19 protein-coding genes are annotated in these 18,136 nt (G+C 57.7%); 3 read left to right on the forward strand and 16 right to left on the reverse strand.

The genetic code is table 11. The annotated features are described in order from the left end of the window. Positions 1 to 161: 161 nt before the first annotated feature. The 4 genes from D4100_RS08345 to sdhC are packed head-to-tail and all read right to left on the reverse strand — an operon-like array spanning position 162 to position 3,392. Positions 162 to 878, reverse strand: coding sequence for a succinate dehydrogenase iron-sulfur subunit (locus D4100_RS08345; RefSeq protein ID WP_065505963.1), 717 nt, complete (start codon positions 876 to 878; stop codon positions 162 to 164). 16 nt (positions 879 to 894) lie between these two features. After that, complete coding sequence (gene sdhA / locus D4100_RS08350; RefSeq protein ID WP_065505962.1) at positions 895 to 2,661, reverse strand: succinate dehydrogenase flavoprotein subunit; 1,767 nt, start codon at positions 2,659 to 2,661, stop codon at positions 895 to 897. Further along, positions 2,662 to 3,009: a succinate dehydrogenase membrane anchor subunit gene (sdhD, locus tag D4100_RS08355; RefSeq protein WP_004949748.1), complete on the reverse strand. Its 348-nt coding sequence runs from the start codon at positions 3,007 to 3,009 to the stop codon at positions 2,662 to 2,664. Then, positions 3,003 to 3,392, reverse strand: coding sequence for a succinate dehydrogenase cytochrome b556 subunit (gene sdhC / locus D4100_RS08360; RefSeq protein WP_065505961.1), 390 nt, complete (start codon positions 3,390 to 3,392; stop codon positions 3,003 to 3,005). Before sdhC ends, sdhD begins: the two co-directional genes overlap by 7 nt. 735 nt (positions 3,393 to 4,127) lie before the next feature. Between sdhC and D4100_RS08365 the strand changes: the two genes are divergently transcribed. Further along, positions 4,128 to 5,420 carry a citrate synthase gene (locus D4100_RS08365; protein ID WP_004949745.1) on the forward strand — a complete coding sequence of 431 codons (1,293 nt, stop codon included), beginning with the start codon at positions 4,128 to 4,130 and terminating at the stop codon, positions 5,418 to 5,420. A 59-nt stretch (positions 5,421 to 5,479) separates the two neighbouring features. Here the strand turns inward: D4100_RS08365 and nei are convergent, their stop codons facing one another. The 12 genes from nei to D4100_RS08425 all read right to left on the reverse strand — a co-directional run bounded on the left by nei (position 5,480) and on the right by D4100_RS08425 (position 15,893). Then, complete coding sequence (nei, locus tag D4100_RS08370) at positions 5,480 to 6,271, reverse strand: endonuclease VIII (RefSeq protein WP_119804009.1); 792 nt, start codon at positions 6,269 to 6,271, stop codon at positions 5,480 to 5,482. A gap of 58 nt (positions 6,272 to 6,329) precedes the next feature. Next, a complete protein-coding gene (pcp, locus tag D4100_RS08375) occupies positions 6,330 to 6,974 on the reverse strand; it encodes a pyroglutamyl-peptidase I (RefSeq protein WP_065505959.1) in 645 nt (214 codons plus the stop codon). Positions 6,975 to 6,982: 8 nt separating this feature from the next. Beyond that, complete coding sequence (locus D4100_RS08380; protein ID WP_065505958.1) at positions 6,983 to 8,002, reverse strand: DUF979 domain-containing protein; 1,020 nt, start codon at positions 8,000 to 8,002, stop codon at positions 6,983 to 6,985. Then, on the reverse strand, positions 7,999 to 8,730 hold the full coding sequence (locus tag D4100_RS08385; protein ID WP_065505957.1) for a DUF969 domain-containing protein: 732 nt from the start codon (positions 8,728 to 8,730) through the stop codon (positions 7,999 to 8,001). Before D4100_RS08385 ends, D4100_RS08380 begins: the two co-directional genes overlap by 4 nt. 56 nt (positions 8,731 to 8,786) lie before the next feature. Continuing rightward, complete coding sequence (pxpA, locus tag D4100_RS08390) at positions 8,787 to 9,524, reverse strand: 5-oxoprolinase subunit PxpA (RefSeq protein WP_065505956.1); 738 nt, start codon at positions 9,522 to 9,524, stop codon at positions 8,787 to 8,789. Next, on the reverse strand, positions 9,514 to 10,446 hold the full coding sequence (gene pxpC, locus D4100_RS08395; protein ID WP_119804011.1) for a 5-oxoprolinase subunit PxpC: 933 nt from the start codon (positions 10,444 to 10,446) through the stop codon (positions 9,514 to 9,516). Before pxpC ends, pxpA begins: the two co-directional genes overlap by 11 nt. Continuing rightward, positions 10,440 to 11,096 (reverse strand): 5-oxoprolinase subunit PxpB, encoded by a 657-nt coding sequence (gene pxpB / locus D4100_RS08400; RefSeq protein WP_119804013.1) that lies wholly within the window; start codon positions 11,094 to 11,096, stop codon positions 10,440 to 10,442. Before pxpB ends, pxpC begins: the two co-directional genes overlap by 7 nt. 280 nt (positions 11,097 to 11,376) lie before the next feature. Continuing rightward, positions 11,377 to 12,120 (reverse strand): type 2 GTP cyclohydrolase I, encoded by a 744-nt coding sequence (locus D4100_RS08405; protein WP_006319989.1) that lies wholly within the window; start codon positions 12,118 to 12,120, stop codon positions 11,377 to 11,379. Between the two features lie 17 nt (positions 12,121 to 12,137). Next, a complete protein-coding gene (locus D4100_RS08410; RefSeq protein WP_119804015.1) occupies positions 12,138 to 13,118 on the reverse strand; it encodes an MBL fold metallo-hydrolase in 981 nt (326 codons plus the stop codon). Between the two features lie 22 nt (positions 13,119 to 13,140). Then, positions 13,141 to 14,571 carry a deoxyribodipyrimidine photo-lyase gene (gene phrB / locus D4100_RS08415; protein ID WP_119804017.1) on the reverse strand — a complete coding sequence of 477 codons (1,431 nt, stop codon included), beginning with the start codon at positions 14,569 to 14,571 and terminating at the stop codon, positions 13,141 to 13,143. A gap of 15 nt (positions 14,572 to 14,586) precedes the next feature. Continuing rightward, positions 14,587 to 15,543, reverse strand: coding sequence for a YbgA family protein (locus D4100_RS08420; protein WP_119804019.1), 957 nt, complete (start codon positions 15,541 to 15,543; stop codon positions 14,587 to 14,589). Positions 15,544 to 15,686: 143 nt separating this feature from the next. Next, entirely contained in the window at positions 15,687 to 15,893 is a 207-nt protein-coding gene (locus D4100_RS08425; RefSeq protein WP_006319981.1) for a YbfA family protein, read from the reverse strand. 444 nt (positions 15,894 to 16,337) lie between these two features. On the opposite strand from D4100_RS08425, the gene D4100_RS08430 reads away from it, so the two are divergent. Both D4100_RS08430 and kdpA read left to right on the forward strand, forming a co-directional pair. After that, positions 16,338 to 16,427 (forward strand): K(+)-transporting ATPase subunit F, encoded by a 90-nt coding sequence (locus D4100_RS08430; protein ID WP_004949718.1) that lies wholly within the window; start codon positions 16,338 to 16,340, stop codon positions 16,425 to 16,427. Further along, on the forward strand, positions 16,427 to 18,115 hold the full coding sequence (gene kdpA / locus D4100_RS08435; protein WP_119804021.1) for a potassium-transporting ATPase subunit KdpA: 1,689 nt from the start codon (positions 16,427 to 16,429) through the stop codon (positions 18,113 to 18,115). Before D4100_RS08430 ends, kdpA begins: the two co-directional genes overlap by 1 nt. Positions 18,116 to 18,136 lie beyond the last annotated feature (21 nt).

Below are 18,136 nucleotides of genomic sequence, written 5' to 3' on the forward strand. Positions count from 1 at the left end.
CCTGATACGTTTTGTTATGGACCTTGCGGCCCCTTACAAGGAACCTCTAAAAACCGGCGGGCAAACCAGGCTGCATAGCGCCGCAACCACGGGTCAGTTTTTAGAGGCTCCCTCCTTTGTGATGTGCGCCGGGACCTGCCCGGCGCAGCATCTCGCTCCGCTTATGCGCCGCGTTGCAGCAGCATAGACTTGATATGACCGATCGCACGCGTCGGATTCAAGCCTTTAGGGCATACACTGACACAATTCATAATGCTATGGCAGCGGAAAACACTGAAAGCGTCGTCCAGATCGTCTAAACGTTCTTGCGTTTCCGTGTCACGGCTGTCGATCAGGAAGCGGTACGCTGCCAACAGACCGGCCGGCCCTACAAACTTGTCAGGATTCCACCAGAACGATGGGCAAGACGTCGAGCAACAGGCACACAGGATACATTCATACAAACCGTCCAGCTTAGCCCGTTGTTCCGGCGATTGCAGGTGCTCGCGCGCCGGAGGATTCTTGCCGTCGTTCAGCAGGTAAGGCTTGATCTTTTCATACTGGGTATAGAACTGGCCCATATCAACCACCAGATCCCGCACCACCGGCAAACCCGGCAGCGGGCGGATCACAATCTTGTTGTTGCCTTTGCGCAACGCCGAGATGGGGGTAATGCACGCCAGACCGTTTTTACCGTTCATGTTCAGGCCATCGGAACCGCACACGCCTTCACGGCACGAACGGCGGAACGACAGGGTCGGATCTTTTTCTTTCAACTGGATTAACGCATCCAGCAGCATCATGTCCCGGCCTTCTTCCGCTTCCAGGGTGTAATCCTGCATATGCGGAGCGTCATCGACATCCGGGTTATAGCGATATATTGAGAATTCGAGTTTCATCAATCGATCTCCGCGATCAGTAGGAACGCACTTTCGGTGGGAATGCCGGGCGCAGTTTCGGTTGCATGTTCACTTCACGACGCGTCATGCTTTCCGATTGCGGCTGATACAGCGAATGGCACAGCCAGTTGGCGTCATCACGCTCCGGGAAGTCGAAGCGGCTGTGTGCCCCACGGCTCTCGGTACGGAAGTTGGCCGACACGGCAGTGGAAAACGCAGTCTCCATCAGGTTATCCAACTCCAGGCATTCGATGCGCTGGGTGTTGAATTCGCTGGAGGTATCGTCCAGGCGTGCGTTCTTCAGACGTTCACGGATCTCTTTCAACTCTTCCAGCCCTTTCGCCATGGCATCGCCTTCACGGAATACCGAGAAGTTGTGCTGCATACAGGCTTGCAACGCCTTGCGAATTTCGACCGGGTCTTCACCCGAGCGGGTGTTGTTCCAGCGATTCAGGCGCTCCAGCGACGCATCCACATCCGACTCGCTGGCGTCACGGCTTTCGCCCTGCTCCGCGAGTGACTCCTGCAAATGCATGCCGGCAGCACGCCCGAACACCACCAGATCAAGCAGCGAGTTGCCGCCCAGGCGGTTGGCGCCGTGCACCGATACGCAGGCGATTTCGCCCACGGCAAACAGACCCGGTATCACCACGTCTTCGCCTTTCTCGTTCACGGTCAGTGCCTGGCCGGTCACCTTGGTCGGAATGCCGCCCATCATGTAGTGGCAGGTCGGGATAACCGGGATCGGCTCTTTCACCGGATCGACGTGCGCGAAGGTGCGCGACAACTCCAGAATGCCCGGCAGGCGGGATTCCAGCACCTCTTTACCCAGGTGATCCAGCTTCAGCTTGACGTGCGGGCCCCACGGGCCGTCACAGCCGCGGCCTTCGCGGATTTCAATCATGATCGAACGGGCAACCACATCACGGCCCGCCAGGTCTTTGGCGTTCGGCGCATAGCGCTCCATGAAACGCTCGCCGTGTTTGTTCAGCAGGTAACCGCCTTCACCACGGCAACCTTCGGTCACCAGTACCCCGGCGCCGGCGATGCCGGTCGGGTGGAACTGCCACATTTCCATGTCCTGCACCGGCACGCCGGCGCGCAGCGCCATGCCGACACCGTCACCGGTGTTGATATGCGCGTTGGTGGTGGACTGGTAAATACGGCCTGCACCGCCGGTCGCCAGCACGGTGGCTTTGGCTTTGAAGTAAACCACTTCACCGGTTTCAATGCAGATAGCCGTGGTACCCACCACCGCGCCATCCTGGTTTTTCACCAGATCCAGCGCATACCACTCGGAGAAAATAGTGGTGTGGTTTTTCAGGTTCTGTTGATACAGGGTGTGCAACAGGGCGTGGCCGGTACGGTCAGCCGCCGCCGCGGTGCGTGCCGCCTGCTCGCCACCAAAGTTCAGTGACTGGCCGCCGAACGGGCGCTGATAGATGCGGCCTTCATCCGTACGGGAGAACGGCAGCCCCATGTGCTCCAGCTCCAGAACCGCTTCCGGGCCGGTTTTACACATATATTCAATGGCGTCCTGGTCACCGATATAATCGGAACCTTTCACCGTGTCATACATATGCCATTCCCAGTTATCATCGTGGTTATTACCCAGGGCTACGGTAATGCCGCCCTGCGCAGACACGGTATGGGAACGGGTCGGGAATACTTTGGATATCAGGGCACAGGTGGAGCCCGCTTGAGAAATCTGCAGTGCCGCGCGCATACCTGCACCGCCAGCTCCGATAACTACAGCATCAAACTCTCTGACCGGCAATTTCATTTACACACCCCACACTACGATTGTTCCGTACAGTAAATAGACCAGCAACACGACAACGATCGCCAGTTGCAATACCAGACGCACTGCCAGCGGCTTGACGTAATCCGTCAGCACCTGCCACAAACCGACCCAGGCGTGAACCAGAATCGACAGCAGCGTCAGCAGCGTGAACACTTTCGTAATAGAGGTGGCGAAGAAGCCGCGCCAGATTTCATAGGTGAGATCCGGAGCCGTGACGAAGAAGCCCAGGATATACAACACGTACAGGGTGATGACGATAGCGGAAGCACGCAGTAACAACCAATCGTGTACGCCATTGCGCCCTAATGCAGAAACATTGTTTACCATACGAGGACTCCAGCCAGAACTGACAGCACGACGGTCAGACCGATCGCCACCTGGGCAGAACGGGTACCGGCGGCTAAACTCTCTTCGATATAGCCAAAATCCATTAACAAGTGACGGATGCCACCGCAAATGTGATAGGCCAACGCCGTGAGGATGCCCCAGAATATGAATTTGACGATGAAGCTATTCATGATGGCAGCAGCCTGCATGAAACCCTCTTGGGAAGAGAGAGACAGGCCCAGCAGCCAGAGGAGGATACCCACGGCAACGAAGGTAATTACGCCAGAGACTCGGTGTAAAATGGACGCTATCGCAGTTACGGGAAACTGAATCGTTTGCAGATCCAGGTTGACAGGTCTTTGTTTTTTCACGTTTTTGCCCACACAGCTCTTATTATTTTCCTTCCTCCGGGCCTGGGTGGGGATCAGACAGCGTTAAGAGCCAAAACCCTTACACGTCACGCGCTCAAACATCAACATCCTCTGTGCTTAAACGGCGCGCATTTATAACGCTGGGTGCTCCTACTTCAGGGTAATCCGGAGACCTGGCGGCAGTATAGGAGGATCACATTCTGATTACAATTCCCATACAATCTGTTTGGTAACATTTCCCCCGAACAGTGATTTAGATCACGGATTTCACAATTGGCACAAAATTAATTATCTGATTTGACAAGAGATCAACATTTCCATTACATATAGGGGCACAAACGGTCCTATGATGCGCTATAGGTCAGCGGATACACTTCCCCCAGTGTTCAAGATATGCAACAGTGTATTTGGCAGAACCTATCCCAATAACCGTTTTTGCCGGTCATGTTTGCAACAAATCACCGCAGGTAAAAGCAAATAAGACAAATAAAACAACTTATTGGGATAGGTTCATAAAACCCCCGAACACGTCGTAGGTACGATTAACAGAATATAACGAATTCCGATGAATCGTTAACAACTGGTCACCCGCCTCGTTCGCCTGGTTAGCACTCTGTACCCTACCCGCGCAATTGCGCAGTCGCTCACAGAGTTAGCGTCCGCTCCATTTTTTGCGGGCAACCTGCGGAGAATTAAGGTATTTCAGTTGTTAGAGGTTTTTAAAATAAGGCGCTAAGGAGACAGTAAATGACTGATAAGAAAGCGACGCTAACCATTAACGATGGCGAAGCTCCGATCGAACTGGGCGTATTATCCCCGACACTGGGCCCCGATGTCCTCGATGTCCGCGCTCTGGGCTCCAAAGGTTATTTCACATTTGATCCCGGCTTTACTTCTACCGCTTCCTGCGAATCCAAAATCACCTTTATCGACGGTGACAAAGGCGTGCTGCTGCACCGCGGCTTCCCGATCGAACAGCTGGCGAAAGAGTCTTCCTACCTGGAAGTGTGCTACATCCTGCTGTATGGCGAGACCCCGACCGCAGAAGAGTTCGAGACCTTCAAAACTACCGTGACCCGCCACACCATGATCCACGACCAGATCACCCATCTGTTCCGTGGCTTCCGTCGCGACTCGCACCCTATGGCGGTGCTGTGCGGCGTAACCGGTGCGCTGGCGGCGTTCTACCACGACGCGCTGGATGTGAACAACGAGCGTCACCGCGAGATCACCGCATTCCGCCTGCTGTCCAAAATGCCTACCGTGGCGGCGATGTGTTACAAATATTCCCTGGGCCAGCCGTTCGTTTACCCACGTAACGATCTGTCCTACGCCGGCAACTTCCTGCACATGATGTTCGCTACCCCGTGTGAAGAATACGTGGTGAACCCGGTGCTGGAACGCGCAATGGATCGCATCCTGATCCTGCACGCCGACCACGAGCAAAACGCGTCCACTTCTACCGTACGTACCGCAGGTTCTTCAGGCGCTAACCCGTTTGCCTGTATCGCGGCCGGTATCGCCTCCCTGTGGGGGCCGGCACACGGCGGCGCCAACGAAGCCGCGCTGAAGATGCTCGAAGAGATCAAAACCGTTGAACACATCCCGGAGTTCATCAAGCGCGCGAAAGACAAGAACGATTCGTTCCGTCTGATGGGCTTTGGCCACCGCGTGTACAAGAACTACGATCCGCGCGCCACCGTGATGCGCGAAACCTGTCACGAAGTGCTGAAAGAGCTGAACAAGAAGGACGACAACCTGTTGGAAGTGGCGATGGAGCTGGAACACATCGCACTGAACGACCCGTACTTCATCGAGAAGAAACTGTACCCGAACGTCGACTTCTACTCGGGTATCATCCTGAAAGCTATGGGTATCCCTTCTTCCATGTTCACCGTTATCTTTGCCATCGCCCGTACCATCGGCTGGATTGCGCACTGGAACGAAATGCATGACGAAGGCATCAAAATTGCCCGTCCGCGTCAGCTGTATACCGGCTATGCCGAGCGTGATTTCAAATCCCAGCTGAAAAACAAGTAACGCCGCTTTACCCTACATAAAGCAGCACAGCGCCGTCCGATTGGGCGGCGTTTTTTTTGCTATTTTTGGCAACCGGGGCACCAATAAAACGGCCGCGACGACAGTTGGGTTCTGACAATCATCGCGCCGCAGCGCCCGCAAGGCTCACCGCTGCGATGGAACACCTTAAAGCTGAACAGCGCACCGTGATGACGATTCTCATCCACCAGCCCGCGCGTCCGGTAAGACAGACGCGGCACCGCCAACAGCGCCTCCGCCAGCCGCCGTAATACTTCCGGTGCCAGATCCTGCGGCCGGTGCTGCGGCGCCAGTTCCGCCTGCCAGAGAATTTCGGCTCGCAGATAATTGCCCAAACCGGCAAGAAACGCCTGATCGAGCAGCATCCCTCCCAATTGCCGGCGACGAAACGCCGGCGACAACAGCCGTTGTTCCACCGTTGTCGCCGTCAGCGACATATCCAGCACATCAGGCCCGATACGTTGCAAGAACGGGTGCAGCTCGATCTCTTCGCGCGGCCCCAGGGTGATCTCCGAGGCGCTGTACAATAAAATCGCCCGCTCAGCCGTTTCCAGCCGTACGCGCAAATCACGCTTGGTATCTGGCGTATCTCCCGCCCTGGCCACTTTCCACACGCCATACAACTGATTATGGCTGTACATCGTCAACCCGTTGGAAAAATGGGTCAACAGCGCCTTGCCGCGTGGCTCGATAGCAATAATGCGTTCACCAATTAACCGGTCGCGATAATGTTTAAGCTGGGGAAAAGCAAACTCGACCTCGGTCAGCGGCCGATCGATCACCGCCGTAGCCAGCGCATCCGCCGCCCGGCGAATTTCCGGTCCTTCCGGCATGTTGCAACTCCTGAATTAGCCAGGCCACCGCAGCGGGCACCCCGGTAAAAAACACCTGTTAATGCGTCGCGCCGCCCACCACTTTCAGATCGTGCTCCACCTGCAATGCGACGGAGATCGCCAGCTCCAGAGCGAACAGCACCGTCTGGGACGCCATGCTGGGCGCACCAGGATACGCAGCGGCCTGTTCCGGCAGATAAGGGATATGAATAAACCCGCCCTTGATCTCTTGCTGGCCGTTTAACCGGTGCAGCAGGCCGTACATCACGTGGTTGCAAACGTAGGTCCCGGCGGTTTGCGATACCGAAGCGGGAATGCCGGCTTCACGCATCGAGTTGACCATCGCCTTGATCGGCAAGGTACTGAAATAGGCCGCCGGTCCGGTTTCAAGGATCGGTTCGTCGATCGGTTGCCGGCCCTGATTATCAGGAATGCGTGCATCATCAACGTTGATCGCCACCCGTTCGAGGGTAATATCGGTACGTCCACCGGCCTGGCCGATGGCCAGTACCATCACTGGCTGCACCTCATCAATCGCTGCGTTCAACGCCTCAAGCGCCACGCCAAATACGCAAGGCAGCTGGCGCGCAATAATGCGCGCGCCGACAAACTCCCTGTCGTTCAGTTGCTTTACCACTTCCCACGAAGGATTAACTCGTTCTCCGCCAAAGGGTTCAAAGCCCGTAATCAATACCTTTTGCATGAGTTCTCCTACAGGAACATCAGGAAATACAGCAGGAACACGTTAACCAACAGCAGCAGCACCCCGGTCGGCACCTGCGCCTTGATCACCGCATTCTTGTCCGGCAATTCCAGCAACGCCGCCGGCACAATATTAAAGTTAGCCGCCATTGGCGTCATCAGCGTGCCGCAATAGCCGGAAAACATGCCGATTGCCGCCATCACCGCCGGATTACCGCCGTGTTGCAGCACCAGGATCGGGATGCCGATACCGGCAGTGACGATCGGGAAGGCGGCGAAGGCGTTGCCCATCACCATGGTCAGCAGCGCCATGCCGATGGCGTAAACCGCCACGGCGATAAAGCGGTTGTCGACCGCCAGGTATTCCTGGGTCAGATGGGAAATCGCGGTACCGACGCCGGCGGCAGTGAACAGCAGCCCCAGCGTGGCCAGAATCTGCGGTAAAATAAACGCCCAGCCGACCGAATCCAACAGACGACGCGCTTCCTGTATCGGCTGCGAAAGGGTTTCGCGAGTCATTCGCACCGCAATAATGCCGCCCAACACCACACCCAGCGCCATCGAGAACAGCGTAATCAACGTGGCGTGATTGCCGCTGCCGAACACCGCCTGCTGCAGAGCCGGAATATTGTTGAACAGCAATACACCGGCCACCGTCACCACCGGAATAGCCAGCGCAGGAATAAACAGCCGGTTCCCCAACCGTTTGGCACTTTCTTCACGCTGCTGCGGAGTACGTTGATGGTAGCTGCCAAGCCGCATTCCGCCAAAGCCGGCGATCAATGCCATCACTATCACCACTACGCCGACGATGATATGCAGCATGCGCTTCTCATTGCTGCCCTCGCCCAACACCTCACCCAGCAGGCTGTAGGTCCAATCGCCGACCAAAAAGACCAGACCGTACAGCGCCCAGAACAGCCCGGTGGTGATGCGGCGCGGGTTGGCACGATCGCGAAACGACATCACCGCCACGATCAACAGCACCGCACCGGCCAGCCAGTAGAGATATTGTTGTTGGAAATTCATTGAGCATCTCCTTTGGCCCGCAACGCCGCCTGGTTAAGCTGCGCCAGCTCGGCGCTGAGCTGTTTGTCCATCCGGTAAAGCCGGAAGGCGTGGATCAGGAAAGCGAAAATGGCGGTCGGAATGCCCCATAAAGCGATATGCAACGGCTCGGTCTGGATACCGCCTGACTCCAGCATAAAGTTATGCATGAAGATGATCGCACCAAAGGCCACGAAGATGTCCTCGCCAAAGAACAGCCCGACGTTATCGGTGGCGGCGGACATGGCACGCAGGCGATGCCGCGTGCGTTCCGGCAGATCGCCGTAGCGGTTTTCGGTTGCCCCTTCCGCCATCGGCGCCAGCAGCGGGCGCACCATTTGCGGGTGGCCACCCAGGCTGGTCAGCCCCATGGCGGCGGTAATTTCACGCACAAACAGATAGACGATCAATAATCGCCCTGCGGTGGCGCTCTTGATCTTGGCGATCCACGCCTGCGCACGTTCCTTCAGCCCGTGACGTTCCAGCAGACCGATTACCGCCAGCGGCAACAGCAGGATCAGCGGCAGGTTTCGGGTATTGAGGAAGCCTTCACCCAGTTTTTCCAGAATGACGTCCAGCGGCATCAGCGCCGCCAGCCCGGTGATGATGCCGGCGGCAATCACCACCAGCACCGGGTTGAAACGCAAAACAAATCCAGCCACGATGGCGGCAATGCCAATCAATGGCCAGAGGTTAATGGCCTGTTCCATAATCTTCCCCGATAGTTGCTAATCGTTTTTTATGAGTGATGTTGCGTGTCCCGCTGTCAGTCTGCGCTGACGTTAATGCCCTCTACAGCGAAACGCTCGCGCAGCGTGCGCGCAAAGCTCAACGCATGTTCACCGTCGCCGTGCAGGCAGACGGTTTCTGCCTGCACCGCAGCCCAAGTGCCTTCCAGAGTGCGGACCCGATGATGGCGCACCATGTCCAGCGTTTGCGTCAGCGCCTGTTCATCGTCTTCGATCAGTGCGCCCGGCTGGCCACGCGGTACCAGCGTGCCGTCGGCCTGATAGCCGCGATCGGCGAACACTTCCTGCCGCGTCGCCAACCCCAGTTTTTCACCGGCGCGGATAAGTTCGCTGCCCGCCAATCCCACCAGCCGCAGAGCGGGATCGACCGCCTTCACCGCCCGGGCGATGGCCTCCGCCAAAGCCGGTTCAACCGCTGCCTGGTTGTACAACATGCCGTGTGGCTTCACATGTACCATCACCCCGCCTTCGGCGCGGGCCATCGCCGCCACCGCCCCCAGCTGATACACCACCTGCGCATATACCGTTTCCGGCGGCAGCTGCATGCGGGTGCGGCCAAAATTCTCGCGATCGGGGAAGCTGGGGTGCGCGCCAATCGCCACGCCATATTGCAGCGCCCAACGGATCGACTGACGCAGGGTTTGCGCATCACCGGCGTGAAAACCGCAGGCAATATTGGCCGAACTGACCAGTTGCAGCAGCGCCTCGTCGTTGGCGCAGCCTTCGCCGAGATCGGCGTTCAGATCAATGAGCATCTAACCCCCAAGCAATTTGTTGGATAAAGTGATCCTGCTCTGCCTTGGCACGTTGCGCCTCCGCCAGGGTGCAGGGAACAAAGTGGATAGCCTCGCCCAGACGGATCTGCGCCAAATGATAGAGATCGGCCTCGATCACACAGGCAATGCGCGGGTAACCGCCGGTAGTTTGCGCGTCGGCCATCAGCACGATCGGTTGGCCGTTATGCGGCACCTGCACCACGCCCGGCAGCAGCCCGTGCGACAGCATTTCGCGGTCGGTGGTGCGACCCAGCGCATTGCCGCCGTGCAGACGATATCCCATGCGATTGCTCTGCGGGCTGAGTTGCCAGGCGGTGCGCCAAAAAGCCTCCTGCGCCTCGGAGCTGAACTCGGCATATTCCGGTCCCGGCAAGGCGCGGATGCGATTATTGAACAACAGTTGCTTTACGCCACAGCTGTTTTGCGGCAGGGAACCCGGCTTGCCCAACGGCAGGCTGTCGCCGTCTTTCAGGTTGCGCCCTTCCAACCCGCCAAAGGCAGCTTTGATATCCGTGCTGCGCGAACCGAGCATTTCGGGCACGGCGATGCCCCCGGAGAGCGCCAGATAGCTGCGCATACCGCGTTTAGGCATGTTCATGATCAGTTGCTGGCCCGCTTTAACCGGGTAACGCCAGCCGGTCCACAACGGTTTTTCGTCCAGTTTTGCATCGCAACCGGCCCCGGTCAGAGCGATCCACCCCGCCTGAGTGAATTCGACGCTGAATTGGCCCAGGGTGATTTCCAACCCGGCGGCATCCGCTGAATTACCCACCAGCAGGTTAGCAATTTTCAGCGCCGGCAGGTCGAGCGCACCGCCCTGGCTAACGCCCAGACGGCGGAAACCGTGACGGCCCGCATCCTGTACCGTGGTGTAAATGCCCGCACGCAGGATCTTCAACATACGCCCTCCTTCTGCGGCACGAAGCGCACGTTATCGCCAGGGCGCAGCAGCGTCGGCGGCATGTCATAAGGATTGAATAACGACAGCGGCGTGCGGCCAATCAACTGCCAGCCCCCCGGCGTGACCAGCGGATAAATGCCGGTCTGGCTGCCGCCGATGCCGACGGAGCCTGCGGCCACCGCCAGGCGCGGTTCGGCACGGCGCGGCGTCGCCAATTTTTCCGGCATGCCGCCCATATAAGAAAAGCCCGGCTGGAAGCCAAGGAAATAAACCACATAGGCCGCAGAAGAATGGCATTCCACCACCTGCTGCGGCGTCATGCCGGTATGGCGCGCTACCTCGTCCAGATCCGGCCCATACTCACCGCCGTAGACCACCGGAATATCCACCTCGCGCAATTCCGGCACCAGGCTTTCCTCGCTGTCCCAGCCCTGCTGCAACAGCGCCAGCATCGCTTCGGCGTCAGCCTGCGGCGTATTCAGCAACAACGTGAGATTGTTCATGCCCGGCACCACTTCCAGCACATCGGGATGATGATTCAGTTTTTCGGCCAGTGCCCAGATCCGCCGCTGACTTGGCAGCGTCACCGGCGGCGACAGCTCAAGCACTACCGCTCTTTCACCCAACAGGTAATATCGCGCTTGTTGCACCCTTATTCTCCTTATAACCGCTAACCGCCGTCTTTCAAGCCGCAGCGTTCTGCCCAACTCACCTGGGCGCAGCTTGCAACGCCCCTACGATATTTGGCTATCAACGAACAGGTCGTCTGGCCACAACTTGAAATGCATAGGCATTTTATTATTTGCAATAACACAGTTATGCGCGACACGGGTCCGGCTGTCAATAAAACGCAACCATTGGGAAAATAAGGAATTAGCGACGCAGAAGGATTCAGCCGAGGTGTGAGTCTGGCTGAATCCCAGGGAGAAATCAGGCAGGATTCGGGATATCGATAAAGGTCACTTCAAAGCCATGATGCTGCGCCAACCATTCACCCAGCGCCTTCACGCCGCCGCGCTCGGTGGCATGATGACCGGCAGCGAAGAAGTGAACGCCCATTTCCCGTGCGGTGTGAATGGTTTGTTCCGACACCTCGCCGCTGATAAAGGCATCTACGCCGAAACGCGCCGCGCTATCGATGAAACCCTGGCCGCCGCCGGTACACCAGGCCACGCGGCGAATGTGCGCCGGCGCGTTATCGCCACAGTGCAGCACCGCACGACCCAGGCGGCTTTCAATGCGCTGCTGCAGCTCAGCGCCGGTCAGCGGTTGTTCAAACTCGCCGTGCGGCACCAGCGGCTCCACTTCGCCAATCACGCGAATACCGAGCAAACGCGCCAGTTGCGCGTTGTTGCCCAGCACCGGGTGGGCATCCAGCGGCAGATGATAGCCGTACAGGTTGATGTCATTGGTCAGCAAGGTTTTCAGCCGATTGCGTTTCATGCCGCGCACCGCCGGCGCTTCGTTTTTCCAAAAATACCCGTGATGCACCAGGATGGCGTCCGCCTGCTGCTCCACCGCCGCATCCAGTAGCGCCTGACAGGCGGTCACACCGGTGACGATGCGCTTCACGTGCGACCGCCCTTCTACCTGCAGGCCATTCGGCGCATAGTCCTGAAACGCGGCGGTGTTCAGTTCGTTGTTGATCAGATTTTCCAGATCGAGGTTACGCATAGTCTTCTCTCTTCAATTCAAAATGTCTGTCGGTCGCCCTGTTCCATCAGGATAAACTTCACGCCCAGATCGTTGCCCTGATCCAACTGCTGTTTAATGGTAGCGCGCACGTCCTCGCCCTGCTTCAGGCTGGGTTTGATGTGGCTGATCACTACCGGGAAATCTTTCAGCGAGCCTTCGCCGCCGCTGTACCGGGCCAGATTTTTCAGCTCTTTCAACAGCCACGCCGGCGTCAGGTGGCCGTACAGGTTTTTATCTTCAACGCCATTGGGGTAAGAGGTTTCAATAATCATCCCCTTCAGCTTTTTCTGTTCAATCAACGGCCCCAGCGCGCGCCAGGCGGTATCCAGATTGCGCGACTGCTCGAGCGCATCCGGCCCGGTGTCGCCGAAATAGGCGAAGGATCCGCTGCGATCGGACACCAGCAGCATCGAGGAGGAATAACGATCGTGGCTAAGCGGATACATCACGCCGCTCAGGCCGGTGACGCCCAGGGTAAAGCGCTGCTGCGGCCGCACCGTTTGCAACCGATAGGTACCCAGCCGCGACCCGTTGCCGGCGTCGGTGAAGTTCGGCCAGGCCTTCCAGTTAAAGTAATGATTACGCAAGGTCAGAATGGTATCGGCCTGGGCATAAATATTTTTCTTGCCGTCCTCCGGCGAACCGATAATCAACCCGGCCACGTGGTCCAGATGACCGTGACTGATAAAGTAACCGCCGATCAGTTGCCGGAACACATAGCCCTGCGGGGTGTATGGCGCCGCCAGTTCGGGGGTCACCTGCGGGAAACTGCCTTTTTCCAGCCCCTTGGCAATGCCAGGCAACAGTGAACCGGCATCGAGCGCCAGGTACTGCGGCTGGTTGTCGCTGCGGATCAGATAGGATGTCAGATTGCCGTCGCTGACGCCGCCGTCAACGCCGAGCGCCACTACGTCAAAGCCGGCCAGCGCCAGGGCTGAATAGCCGCTCAGGCACAGGGCCAACACCTTGTTCATCATTCTTTCGCTCCTTGCTGTTGCCTTAATATTCCCCCCGCCTGGCCGCTTCAAAGGCCGCCAGCGTCTCCAGCCGGGCCTGCTTGTGATCGACAATCGGCAGCGGGTAATCCAGCGTGCGTTGCTGTTTTTCCGCCCAGCGATAGGGTTGATGGAGATCATTGTCCGGTACATCCGCCAGCTCGGGCAACCATTTACGGATAAAAGTGCCTTGCGGATCAAAACGTTCGCCCTGGGTGGTCGGGTTAAAGATGCGGAAATACGGCGCGGCGTCGGTACCGGTTGAGGCCGCCCACTGCCAGCCACCGTTATTCGCCGCCAGATCGCCGTCCAACAGTTGCGACATGAAATAACGTTCGCCGGCGCGCCAGTCGATCAGCAGGTCCTTCACCAAAAAGCTGGCGCTGATCATGCGTAACCTGTTGTGCATCCAGCCGGTTTTATTCAACTGACGCATGGCGGCATCGACGATCGGATAGCCGGTCGCACCTTGCTGCCAGGCCAGCAACAGTGCGTCGTTATCCCGCCAGCGTACCTTATCCGTCCACTCGATAAAGGGACGGTGCCTGCATAACGCAGGATAAGCCACCATCAGATGCCGATAAAATTCGCGCCAGATCAGTTCGTTCAGCCAGCCAAAGGCACCGCTGTCGCTGTTTTCCAGCACCTGCGGGCATTCGGCACGCAGGCGGTTAAAACACTGGCGCGGCGACAGTACGCCAATCGCCAGATACGGCGACAGGCTGCTGGTGCCGGCAATAGCCGGAAAATCACGTTGTTGCAGGTAATCTTGCACCTGTTCACGGCAGAAAACGCGCAGCCGTTGCAGCGCCGCCTCTTCCCCGGCGGGAAAATCTGCACCCACCCCGGCCGACGGGTAATCGAACGCCGCCGGCGCAGCTGACACCGGCAATGCGCCACCTTCACGAGGTTTGGGTGCCGGCAGGGAACTAACGTCGAATTCGCTCAGCCGCTGGATAAACGCCTTGCGAAACGGCGTATAAATCTTGTACATCTCCCCGCCGCCGGTTTGTACGCTGCCCGGCGGTAACAGCAGGCTGTCATCGAAGCTTTGGCAAATCACCTGCCCGGATAAACGCCGCTCTGCCTGTCGGTCGCGCCTTAGCTCATTAATCTCGTGCTGGCGGTTATAAAACAGCGCATCCACCCGCTCTTGCGCGCAATATGCCACCAGCCAGTCAATCGCAGCGGCAAAATCATCACACTGATGGCAGACCAGCGGAATACCGCGATCCGCCAGCGCCTGTTGAACCTGCAGCAGGTTGGCATGGATAAACGCCGCCTGACGCGGTGCCATCTGATGCTGCCGCCACTGCCCAGGAGTAGCGATAAACACCGCCAGCACGCGGGCAGTGGGATCGCAACAGGCGGCGTGCAGCGCTTTGTTATCGGTTATACGCAGATCGTTACGTAACCAGACCAGATGAGTGGCCATAAAATTCCTTGTCGGTTAGTGGCCGTAACGCAGGCGTAACGCTTCGGGATAGGGTTCGAAATAACGTTGTTCGGCCAGATAGCGATCCGGGTATTCGGCCATGTAATGTTTGAGCAGGGTGATCGGCGCCAACAGCGGCTGCATTCCCTGGCGATAGCGGTCGATCAGTTGCGCCAACTCCTGCCGCTGAGCCGAGCTGAGCTGGCGGCGGAAATAACCCTGCACGTGCATCAGCACATTGGTGTGATTGCGGCGCGTAGCCTTGTGCGCCAACAGCCTCATCAGACGGCTGCGGTATTCAATGGCGAACGCCTCCAGCGACGCCCACTTTTCGATATCGGCGACAAAGCGACCCAGTTCGCGGTATTCCGGCTGCGAATGCGCCAGCAGAGAAAGCTTATAGCGGCTGTGGAAAGCGATCAGCCCGCCACGGGTCAGCCCCTTGCGCCACAGCATATTCAGTTCATACAACGCATAAACCCGCTCGACAAAGTTTTCCCGCAGGGTGGCATCGTTCAGCCGCCCGTCTTCTTCTACCGGCAGCCACGGCATCTGGCGCATCAGTTCGGCGGTGAATAACCCGACGCCGTTTTTGCGCGACTCTTTCCCGTTTTCGCTGTAAACCCGCACCCGCTCCATACCGCAGCTCGGGGATTTTGCGCAGACGATATAGCCGCACAGATGCCCCAGTTCTGCGATGCGTTGCTCTGAGAACCGCTGCATTTTGTCGGTTACGTCGACGCTGTCGTCGTTACTGAAGCGCATTGCCGGTGACGGATGTGGCTGTTTGCTCAAGCGCAGTGCCGGGCGTGGAGTGGGCAAGCCGATCGCCATTTCCGGGCACACCGACTCAAAACGCACATAAGGTGCCAGTTGCTCCACCGCAAAGGCCAGGCGTTTATGGCCGCCGTCGAAACGCACCGCATCGCCCAACAGGCAAGCGCTAATCCCGACCGGAATTTTGTCACTCATGATTTGCTCCCACAGTCCTGGACGATGCTAAAAGTGTAGAGTAATTCACGCCGGGAAACGACAGTTAGCTGGGCAATGACCGGGCTGTTCCCATAAAAAAACCCCCGCTGCGAAGCGAGGGTTTCAGGGGACGCTGGCGGCGATCAGTAGAAATCGCAGGACGCCAGTTCTGCCTGCTGCAGCCAGACCGGCTTATCGCTGGTTTTAGACCAGACGCGGTGCAGATAGCTGTAAAAACGTGCCCGGTCGCTGCGGAACAGCATAACCGGTAAAGCCAAAGTTCCTGCCAGGATCACTGCGCTGCGGCGCAGGAGAATCCGATGCAATGAATAAGCGTGATAAATAGACATGCGAACCTCCTCAAAAACGCCCGGCCGTTGATTTTCTGGAAACAGCGCTGGCGTAGACAATGTAAATGCGACAATTTGGTAACTGAGCAAAATTTTAGCGCAACCGATGAAAGTTTACTACTCATCCGACCACCAAATTGTACAAAAAATCGCAAATAAATGCACCGTTCCGTAATTTTGTTACAACAGAGTTAATGAATAACTAACCATTGGTTATATTGTGGTTATTTACAACCTGTTTACGCCCACCACTTCCCCAGACAGAGTTGAACACCGGCTGAAACGCGCCACACACTCACAAAACCGCCGTTAAAAAGCCATTTTTTGCTGTAATTTCAGCCATTTTTATACTTTTTTTACACCGGCTCGCGCTATTTTTTCATCTTCTTTTTATTGCCCTCCCTACACTCGCAGTATCAAAAACTACACCTCTGGAGGTGTCCTGTGAGTATCAGCGTTATTGGTGGTGCGCTGTTGGTTCTGCTGCTATTGGGCTATCTGGTTTATGCCCTGTTCAACGCGGAGGATTTCTGATGGCAGCTTCAGCCTTTTTACTGATTGCCAGCTTCCTGCTGGTGCTTCTGCTGCTGGCCCGGCCTTTAGGCAGCTTTTTGGCACGCCTGATCGAAGGCGAGCCGCTGCCTATCCTGCGCCATGTGGAGGCCACCGTCTGGCGCTGCTGCGGCAATGACACCGCCGAGATGAACTGGTGGCAGTACGCGTTGGCGATCCTGTGGTTCAACCTGCTGGGTCTGGCGCTGCTGTTCGCATTGCTGATGACTCAAGGCTCGTTGCCGCTTAACCCACAGGGTTTCCCTGGGCTGTCTTGGGATCTGGCGTTCAATACCGCCGTCAGCTTTGTCACCAACACCAACTGGCAGGCTTACAGCGGCGAAAGCACCCTCAGTTACCTCAGCCAGATGGCCGGGCTGGCAGTGCAAAACTTCTTGTCCGCCGCCACCGGCATCGCCGTGGCCTTTGCGCTGATCCGTGCCTTCACTCGCCGTTCCAGCGCCACCATAGGCAACGCCTGGCTGGATATTTTCCGCGTGACGCTGTACGTACTGCTGCCGATTTCTCTGTTGATCGCGCTGTTCTTCGTCAGCCAGGGCACGCTGCAAAACTTCCTGCCTTATCTGCATACCACTACGCTGGAAGGCGCGCAGCAGACGCTGCCGATGGGGCCGGTGGCCTCGCAGGAAGCGATCAAGATGCTCGGTACCAACGGCGGCGGCTTCTTTGGCGCAAACTCGGCTCACCCGTTCGAGAACCCGACCGTACTGACCAACTTTGTGCAGATGCTGGCGATCTTCCTGATCCCGTGCGCATTGTGCTTCGCCTTCGGTCAGGTTGCCGGTGAGAACCGCCAGGGCCACGCACTGATCTGGGCGATGGCGCTGATCTTCGTGGTGGCGGTGATCGTGGTGATGTCCGCCGAACTGACGGGCAACCCGCATCTGGGTGAATTGGGCAGCGCCAGCAACATCAATATGGAAGGCAAGGAATCACGCTTTGGCATTCTCGCCACCAGCCTGTTCTCGGTGGTGACCACCGCGGCCTCCTGCGGTGCGGTCAACGCGATGCACGACTCCTTCACCGCGTTGGGCGGCATGGTGCCGATGTGGCTGATGCAGATTGGTGAGGTGGTGTTCGGCGGCGTGGGTTCCGGCCTGTACGGCATGCTGTTGTTCGTGCTGCTGACGGTGTTTATCGCCGGGCTGATGATCGGCCGCACGCCGGAGTACCTGGGCAAAAAGATCGACGTCTATGACATGAAAATGACCGCGTTGGCGATCCTGGTCACGCCGACACTGGTGTTGCTGGGTACGGCACTGGCCATCGCCACCGACGCAGGCCGCGCCGGCATCCTTAACCCGGGCGCGCATGGCTTCAGCGAAGTGCTGTATGCCCTGTCCTCTGCCGCCAACAACAACGGCAGCGCCTTTGCCGGCTTGAGCGTCAACACGCCGTTTTACAACCTGTTGCTGGCCTTCGCCATGTTCGTCGGCCGCTTCGGGGTGATCCTGCCGGTGCTGGCGATTGCCGGTTCGCTGTGCGCGAAAAAACGTCAGCCTGCGGGCAACGGCACCCTGCCAACCTACGGGCCGCTGTTTATCGGTCTGCTGATCGGCACCGTGCTGCTGGTGGGCGCATTAACCTTCGTACCGGCGCTGGCGCTGGGACCGGTGGCCGAGCACCTGCAGCTTTGGTTGGCCAAATAACAGGCGCATTCCCGTCGCCTT

The organism is Serratia inhibens, from assembly GCF_003591175.1.
GTDB classification, from domain to species: domain Bacteria; phylum Pseudomonadota; class Gammaproteobacteria; order Enterobacterales; family Enterobacteriaceae; genus Serratia; species Serratia inhibens.